Genomic DNA, 1355 nt, shown 5'->3' with positions numbered 1-1355 from the left:
AATCTGAAACAGATTGCTCCAAACTAAAGAGGCATATCCCGGTAATCTGTACAGGTTCTAGCCTTTGCTCGGGACAAAATCTGTACCGATAAAAAAGCCTGAAAGGTTAATCTCGTAACCAGCACTACAAATAAAAAGCGCAAGCAGAGAAGATTTAATCTCCTCCTGCCTGCGCTTCTTTATCGTTGCATCGGCCTCCTTCATTTCTGTACTGTCCACTTGACAGGCTTATGACCAGCTTGTATGGCGGCCTTTCTGCGTTAGAAACGAATTAATGCGATAATTCCAACCCTCTAATCCTTAATACCTTTTGCCAGAACTCGATATTCAAAAGATCTGGATCAATCATGCCCCCACACCACGGTGCTATTTAACTAAAGTTTCCTGTTAGTTTAACAGAGTCCATTTTTATGTATTATGCTTACTTAATGAGTGTTTTTAAGTTTGACGTGCTCAATATTTAGATACACATCTAATCGGAAATCGGACGATGTTCTTGTCAATTCCGGCAATCGGTACAAGTTCTTGTCCAGAGCCAAGGACAAGAACTTGTACCGATAAAATAAAAAAATCGCTAATATAGCGAATTTCAATGGGAATATGTTCTTGTCCCCCGACAAGAATCCAACGTCGGCTCCTTTCATGCCGTCATACCGATACACTTTGGCTTCCGGACCATTAATCTGGTAATTCACGTAAGCCGGGTTCCATCGAGTTGATCCTGCGTGAACCCTCCTTGCGTGGCCATCGTAGCCGAGGCCGCCGGAAAAGCCGGTACGACGACCGTAAGGGCCAGAACCCCGACGAGCAGACAGGCTGCCCACCTACGCCCCGATCTCCGGGCGCTCCCCCGATTCGTCCTGTCGTTCTTGCTGCGCCCCCCTTCTTCCTCTTTATACGAATCTTTCCAACCACCTTGCGACTGTAAAGCCTTCGCCCCTTTCCCCTGAATTTCCTGCCTCGACAAACGTATACAAACAATTGTCGTCATCAGAAAATCGAACTTATTATTTCATTACAGTATTCCTAAGCCTTTTCCCCTCATTTTATTTAGTTTTACATCTACTCGGTAATCGGACTAAGTTCTTGTCCTTAGCTTGGGACAAGAACTTGGTTCCTTAAAACAAAAAAGCCGCTATAATAGCGACTTTGAATGGTACACTGTTCTTGTCCTCGACATCAGCTGATTTTCTTCCAATTTACTTTACTCTTTGCAATTCTTTAATCGTAGCATCTATTGTCTCCACGAAGTCTTTCAACGTATTCACAGAGGCATTGTTAAAGTCCGGTTCGCTATTTATAATCTTCAAGTATAAATCGGTTCTTTGATTATATAGTTTCGTATCAGCGTCATC

General features: G+C 43.4%; 1 protein-coding gene. It reads right to left on the bottom strand.

The genetic code is table 11. From position 1 onward, the window contains the following. Window positions 1-691: 691 nt before the first annotated feature. Window positions 692-991, bottom strand: a complete 300-nt coding sequence (locus tag RSX24_RS32190; protein ID WP_343262906.1) for a hypothetical protein — start codon at window positions 989-991, stop codon at window positions 692-694. Between the last annotated feature and the right edge of the window lie 364 nt (window positions 992-1355).

Origin of the sequence: Paenibacillus hubeiensis (genome assembly GCF_032334105.1) — a bacterium.
In the GTDB taxonomy this organism is placed as follows: Bacteria; Bacillota; Bacilli; order Paenibacillales; family Paenibacillaceae; genus Paenibacillus; species Paenibacillus hubeiensis.
Note: the sequence above shows the minus strand (reverse complement) of the source record. Positions and strands in the feature narration are given on the sequence as shown.